Genomic DNA, 7,323 nt, shown 5'->3' on the forward strand with positions numbered 1-7,323 from the left:
AAATTGTACCACTGAAGTTGATCCCCCTTTTTAAAATAAGGAAAGCTATTTCTGCATCGATAATTGAAAAAACAAATTGTTTATTTCTTATCTTTGATATTGTAATTATTTAATACGTTGTAAGTTAAGTGACCCTATAGGTGACCCTTTTTTAATTATTATAATTTAGCCCTTGTATTTACTAGGATTGATATAAAATCAGCGGAACCTCTTTCTCCGCCAGTAGAAGTTTCAAAAGAAACTTTAAAAGTCAAAAGCCTTTAAACACTAGTGTTTAAAGGCTTTTTCGTTTTTACACACTTTTCAAAAAGCACATGTTTTATCAAAGAATGGTTACCCTATTAGTTACCCAGTCTTTTTTTGAATCTTTTTTCTCAAAAATGGGTAACTAAAGTAAAAGAATTCCCCGGGAATTCCCTGCTATCAATGGGCTCTCTTAAAATTTTTAATTCAATTTGATTATTAATTTTAAAACTAGATAACATGTTAAAAGTAATTTTTTACCAGAAATCCGACAGAGTAAACAAGAACGGCGAATCTCCAATTTATGCCCGTTTGAGCTACAATGACAAACAAATTTCAATGTCAACCGGGCAAGCCATTTCAAAAGAAAGATGGGCCAGCACAAATAACCTTAGAAATCCGCTTAAAATTGAAAAGGAAATAGTAATCAAAAATCTACTTGATCTTTTCCAACTTAATGCAGCCAAAAAATTTACTGAACTCTTCAGAATTGATCCTGAGGTTAATCTTCAATTATTAAAAGCTGAACTCACAGGAAAAGTCAAAATCGACCAGCCTGAAGGCCCAACCATAATTGAGATTATGGACACTTACACCTTATTTTTCACCAAAAGAGTCAACTCAGGAGAGCGCGCACCAGCTTCTTTGCAGAAGTATAAAAGAGCAAAAGACTTGCTTTTGAGTTTCATCAATAGCAACTATAAAAAGGAAGACTTGCCAGCATCTGAAATATCAAGCTCATTTGTCTTTAAACTGGAGCAGTTCCTTAAATACGAAAGCAGTTTTAAAGAACAGACAGGCATCAAAAACAATTCGGTGGTAAAATATATGAAAATGTATAAAACTGCCTGCAATTATGCCATTAAAATGGATTTGATCATAAAAAACCCATTCAATATTTATGACGGCAGACTAAGCGTAAAAGATGCTGTTTTTCTAACCCAGCAGGAGCTGAACACAATCGAGAATAAAATATTTTCAACACCGCGTCTGGAAAAAGTTAAGGACATATTTCTTTTCAGCTGCTACACAGGATATGCGCCTGTCGATGCCTTGGAACTCACTGAAAGAAACTTATCCGGAGATTCAAATGGAAACTTATGGATTATGACCAGCAGAGCTAAAACTGCCATTAGAGCTAATGTCCCAGTATTACCTACCGTTGAGAAAATTATTTCTAAATACAAAAATCAGCAGAAAGGTCTTATCCCGAAAATATCCAACCAGAAAATGAATGCTTATCTTAAGGAAATCGCCGATGTCTGCGCCATTGACAAACATCTTACATGGTATGTTGCCAGACATACTTTTGCCACCACTGTAACTTTAGGAAATGGGGTTAGACTCGAGAATGTTTCAGCAATGATGGGACATACTAATACCAAGCAGACCCAGCATTATGCAAAAGTTTTAGATGTAAACATAATGGAAGATATGGAAAAACTTAAATCCAAGTTTAGGTAAAATATTTTCAAGAGGAGTTTTTTTGATTTGAAACCTCCTTTTAAAACTTAATCAACTACGCCTAACTATTAAATTTTAAAAAAATGCTAAAAAACCACTCCATAATTCCTGATATAAAAGCAATAATTGAGACTTCAAAAGAAAGCGCAATTAGAGCTGTCGATAATGAAAGAACTACCATGTATTGGTCGATCGGAAAACGAATTTTCGAGGAAGAACAGCAGGGAAAAGAAAGAGCCGACTACGCCACTTACTTAATTCAATATCTTGCAGAAGAATTACAGCCTCAATACGGAACCGGCTTTTCATACCGCCAATTGAATTGGTATCGAAAATTTTATAGGACATTTCCAATTGTGTCCGCACTGCGGACACAATTGAGCTGGACACAATATAAACTCCTGCTATCCATTGATAATGAAGAAAAAAGAGAGTTCTATATTGCCGAAAGCGTTAAAAACAATTGGACATCACGCCAGCTGGAGCGCCAGATAAACAGCAGTCTATTTGAACGACTCTTAATAAGCAGTGATCAAAAAAGTGTACTGGCAGTTGCACAAAATGAAAAACTACCTTCAGATGCCCGCGAAATTATAAAGGATCCAATGTATTTAGAATTCTTGGGCTTAAAACGCGAAGCTGCATACTATGAAAAAGATCTGGAAAAAGCAATTATCACTCATCTTCAGGAGTTCTTATTAGAAATTGGAAATGGATTTTCATTTGTTTCAAGACAAAAAAGAATACATATTGATGGAGATGAGTTTTTTGTAGACATGGTTTTGTACAATCGATTACTTCAGTGTTTTGTTTTGATAGAAATTAAAACGCACAAACTTACCCATCAGGATATTGGTCAATTGCAGATGTATGTCAATTATTATGACCGCATTGAAAAAAATAACAACGAAAACCCTACTATAGGAATATTGCTGTGTGCTGATAAAAATGACGGAGTAGTAAAATTCACATTACCCGAAAGCAACAAAAGCATTATTGCAAGCCAGTATCATTTATACCTTCCAACGGAACAGCAGTTGCTTGAAGAAGTCAAGAAAGAATTAGCAAATTTCGAAGAAGACAAAAAATGATAAAAAAAACAATCTAAAAGAGGTATAAGTTTTGTGTTATTGATGAATTAGAGTCGATCCACTTTCAGCTTCAACTAATGCGAACATCACTTACATTTCGGTCTTTTTCGATAATAGCATGTGCTTCAAAATTTCTTCAAAGCGCATGCTATTACTTTTTCTTTGAAAACACATTCCATATCCATAGTCAATAATTGTTATTCCACTCAAGCTGAAAATTGATTTATTTCTTATTAGATGCTGCCGTTTTTAAAGCTGCTGATATGAAAATTTAGAACTTATAAATTTCGTTTTGATTACTACTGCATAGAATAGAATTTACATCTAGATAGTCGGATGCTAGAAACAAAATTACCATAAATAAAATCAAAGTAGTAACCCAAAGAGCTGTATACCATAGAACTCTGGTGTTTAAATAATCAATTTCTGAGATATATTCTTCATCATTATTTAAAATTTTTTCGATATCTTCTTTAATTAACACATCATAATATCTATTTTTAACTTTTTCATATCTACTTTTCATCCTATTTTTATCTAAGTTCAAAATTATTCTAGAAAAAATCATAAAAAAAAGTGACAACATTAAAAGCCCTAATCCAATTATTGAAGTTTCCTGATTAAAAATCTTATCAACTTCTGCTTTATTTATAATTTTATAAATAAATACTGTTAGAAAAAAGGATATAAAAACAAAAATACTTTTCTGAAAATTATTAAAAAAAGTATCTAAAGACTGATTTACTTTGTTTACAGTGTTTTCTACCTGTTCAATAATTTTATTTTTTGTCTCAAAGTATTTTGAAATATTGCCTTTTATATATATTTGATTAGAGGACAAAATTGAGGAAAAAACTGAGTCTCCGATTGTAATAGAGCCCTCCTTTAAATATGAAGTTATAATATTCCTAGCTAAGCTTATTTTATCTTCTATTTTAGTTTGTTCTGAATAAATCCATTCAAGAATTTGAAAATAGGTTGGTAATAATTTTTCATCAATATCTTTAAACTGGATTGAATACTCAAAAGTTTTATTCCCTGATATCTTTAAAATTATCAAATCATCTTTTATCTCTGAAGTATCATAAATATAAATTAGACAGTATATCAATGATAGTCTGGAAAACATTTTAAATAATAAACTATCATTTTCTTCTAACTCCTTAAAGTAAAAATAATGTGGATTGAACAAGTATTCAGAATAATTTCTAAAATTACATTGTTTGCTTATAACTAAATTATTTTCAAATAAAATAATATAATTATTATAATTGAATCCTACATTATTGTTTGATTTAACTATTTCCGAACTCCCATCATAAAAATAATGGGGATATTCTCTATTACTAAGCAATAAAAGAAAATTACTTAAAGTTAGTGAGTTTAAAAATACTTCAAAAGTATTATTATTAACAATTAATGTTTTTGCTCCCTCTTTATGAACTGTAAATTTAATTTCATAATCTATGACATCAGCATCTTCTTCTAGTTCCAAAAGGCTAAAAGAATCCTGACTTGCCGAATATGACAACTGCTCAATATACAAATCCCATTTGTAGCTATATACTTTTAAATAATTATTAATCAAGTCATAATTAACTTGACTCAAATTAATTGAAAAATATTCAAAATCTTTACAAGTGAATATTACTTCATAAACTTTAAAATTTTCTTTTTCATTAATTATTTCAAGTTTATCAAAAATATTGCTTAGAAATTCCTTTATCATTTTTTCATTTGATTAACAAATTCATAAGCCTCTTCTGAAATTATAGTAATGCCTTGATTTCCTTGATTATCTGAAAAAGGTCTTAATATTTCATCTAAGTTTTTAACAAAATCTTCAATACTTAAATACAGACCACTTCCTAATCGAATTTTATTAACAATTCTTTTATTAACTTTTTGCTGTACAATAACAAACTGATTATCAAAGCTACTATCTAACGCAAGTTTATTTACTCTTTCACTTATTTTCTTAAGTGGAAAGTTTTGATTTATCGGAGTATAAGATTCTACAACGCTATCTAATAATTCAGTTAAATTGAAATTTTCATTACTTTTAAAATGTCCTATTATTGCATTCCTTAATAAAGTCCCATCTAATAGAAATTCTTTTTTGTATGAATCTACAATTACCATTATTTTATGTACTGATTTTTCTGTATTCTCGTTGTCATTATTTACTTGTTCTAATTCCAAAAAATCATCCCACCAATATTTACTGTTATTTTTATCATTAAGATAAATACTGCTGCTGTCTAAAAACATCAAAAATGATTTAAAAACTTTCTTTTTAGTATTTAGTCCGTTATTTTTATCAAAATTGAGTTCATTTAAATATTCGTCATGTTCAACTTTACATACTAAAATTTTATCAACATCATCTTCAACAAAATGCAAATGCAACAAACTCCCTTTTTGTATTTTAACATTTAGTCTTTTTGATTTTAATTGCTCATTTGCGTTCAATTCTTTTTCTAATAATCTTTCTGCATTGTGCAGAATAATTTTATCTACTTCCGAATCCTGCGCAACAAGTTTTATAAGTGATGATTTTACTTGAGTATCTCCGTTTTTAAATCTATACATCCTCTTATTTGGGCTGTCAAGTATTTCATTCACAAGATTATCTACATACTCAATAATAGTTTCTTTACTGATATCAATCTCGATTTTTTCAGCAATATTTTTTGATATATCAATTTTGTGTAAAGTTAATTTTCGAATATCCATAAAATTATTTCTTTGTGATTAATAAATTTTAATTAAAAGCACTAACAATACTACTCTAGGCCTTTTTCAATTATTTGCATTAGAGTATCAAAACCATTTTCATGATTATTAAATTTACTTTCTAATTTTTCCAATAAAATTTTGTTATGGCTAAATTCCTTTTTTAAAATAGCCTTTAATGATTTCGCCTTTACATCTTTCGGTGAATCCAAATCAAAATTAGTCAGTAATGCCAGCTCATCTTTTTGAGATAAGAATGGTTCATACAATTTATGATAAGCCTTACCTACAGCACCTGAAAACAATATCATCAAAGGATCAGTTTTAATATTACTTTTTAGAATATGATTTCTAGAAATTCCTGGATAAGGATCTATATAATAAATAGTACGCAAGCCTAACTGATAAGCTTTTTTCGCACAAAGCTCACATGGACTTGCAGTTGTAAAAAGAAAGCCATTTTTTAGCCCTTGACCTCCACTTTTAGAAATCTGCATCATTGCATTTTCCTCAGCATGCAATGATCTGGTATGCACTTGATTTTTTTCTCCCGAAAATGTATTATATGCTTGTTTAAAACAATATGGGCAATTTCTACCTCCAAGAAGTTTGTCAGGTAAATTTAGCTCATTATAATTGGACTTAATATATTGATTAAATTTTTTTGATTCATTATCTAACAAATTGTCAGCTTGATCTGCATTAATCTGCTCTGTCTCTTTCAAGCCTTCACCCAATTCAAACTTTGTAAAACCAAAAGCATTATTAGAAGATGAAGAATTACTTATTTCTTTTACATTTCTAACTGAGCATGGAACAGCACCTTTCGGTACATCGTTCCATCCGATTGCTTTTGTCGAAAATTCACTATCTGTAACTACTGCTCCTACTTGTCTAGAAATACATCCTGAATTTAATTTTGCAGTATATGCAATTTGCATTATTCGCTCTATTGCTTCTGGGGTAATAATCCCAGGTTGTTGAATCAATGCCTGCAATTTGACAAGTTGTTCTTCTACTGAAAAAAAACTGTAATTGTTACCAATACTCATTTCTTTCTGCAACACGTCAGATTGCAAAATATTGTTGTTTACATGATAATCTGCAATTTGAATACAATTTTGAACGTCAGGAGTATAAAAAATTCCTTTCTGATAATCTGTACATTTGTATTCATCTTCATCAATTTCCAATAACCTATCAACTATTTTGGAATCTTTGTATGAATTAATTAATTTAGATTTTCTTGCGTCGTTTTTAACTGCTATCAAATAAAAAGCAGAAAAACGTTCTTTAAAAAAATTTATTTCCAAAGAATTTCTCAACGAATCAATAACAATATGACAATGACCATTTTCGGAACAATGTTTTGTAGATTTTATAATACGATTAATTACTTTTGAAATTGTATAAATATATTTAGGATCTGATTTTTCTCTTTTAAATGGTCTTCCTCTTTTTCTAAAATTATTAGCTGTATGATGCAATAACATAATACGTTCTATAACTCCTTCATCTTTTAGAATTTGATTTAATTGATCTGCCAAACTATTAAAATTTTCACCCCAAAATATCTCATTAAGCTTTTTAAGATTACTTGGTAGCTTTAATGACTGAAGATTCCCTATATCAATGATATCTTTTATCAGTGTTTCATTATCTATTCATTGTTGTCCGATAAATAATTTCGTTTTGTTAAATATTGTATATTTTTAGATACTTAACGAGGTTCTATCTTGCTTTAGCTTGTTTTTTAGTATTGTCATTAGAATTCAATAAATGGAAAATA

Annotated in this window: 5 protein-coding genes; 2 read left to right on the top strand and 3 right to left on the bottom strand. The window is 29.5% G+C overall.

From position 1 onward, the window contains the following. The first annotated feature begins 483 nt into the window (after positions 1-483). Positions 484-1,707 carry a site-specific integrase gene (locus DMB65_RS12155; RefSeq protein ID WP_110306910.1) on the top strand — a complete coding sequence of 408 codons (1,224 nt, stop codon included), beginning with the start codon at positions 484-486 and terminating at the stop codon, positions 1,705-1,707. An 83-nt stretch (positions 1,708-1,790) separates the two neighbouring features. Beyond that, positions 1,791-2,798, top strand: coding sequence for a PDDEXK nuclease domain-containing protein (locus tag DMB65_RS12160; RefSeq protein ID WP_110306911.1), 1,008 nt, complete (start codon positions 1,791-1,793; stop codon positions 2,796-2,798). Between the two features lie 271 nt (positions 2,799-3,069). Here DMB65_RS12160 and DMB65_RS12165 read toward each other — a convergent pair whose 3' ends face one another. From DMB65_RS12165 to DMB65_RS12175, 3 genes are read right to left on the bottom strand one after another with little or no spacing between them, the layout of a single operon-like run. Beyond that, the gene (locus tag DMB65_RS12165) at positions 3,070-4,527 is read right to left on the bottom strand and encodes a hypothetical protein (protein ID WP_110306912.1); all 1,458 of its coding nucleotides are present in this window, start codon (positions 4,525-4,527) and stop codon (positions 3,070-3,072) included. Next, positions 4,524-5,534, bottom strand: coding sequence for a nucleoid-associated protein (locus tag DMB65_RS12170; protein WP_110306913.1), 1,011 nt, complete (start codon positions 5,532-5,534; stop codon positions 4,524-4,526). The genes DMB65_RS12165 and DMB65_RS12170 overlap by 4 nt, the downstream gene beginning before the upstream one ends. A 50-nt stretch (positions 5,535-5,584) precedes the next feature. Then, a complete protein-coding gene (locus DMB65_RS12175) occupies positions 5,585-7,081 on the bottom strand; it encodes a cytidine/deoxycytidylate deaminase family protein (protein ID WP_110306914.1) in 1,497 nt (498 codons plus the stop codon). Positions 7,082-7,323: the final 242 nt, after the last annotated feature.

The sequence above is a fragment of the Flavobacterium cheongpyeongense genome (assembly GCF_003202435.1).
GTDB classification, from domain to species: domain Bacteria; phylum Bacteroidota; class Bacteroidia; order Flavobacteriales; family Flavobacteriaceae; genus Flavobacterium; species Flavobacterium cheongpyeongense.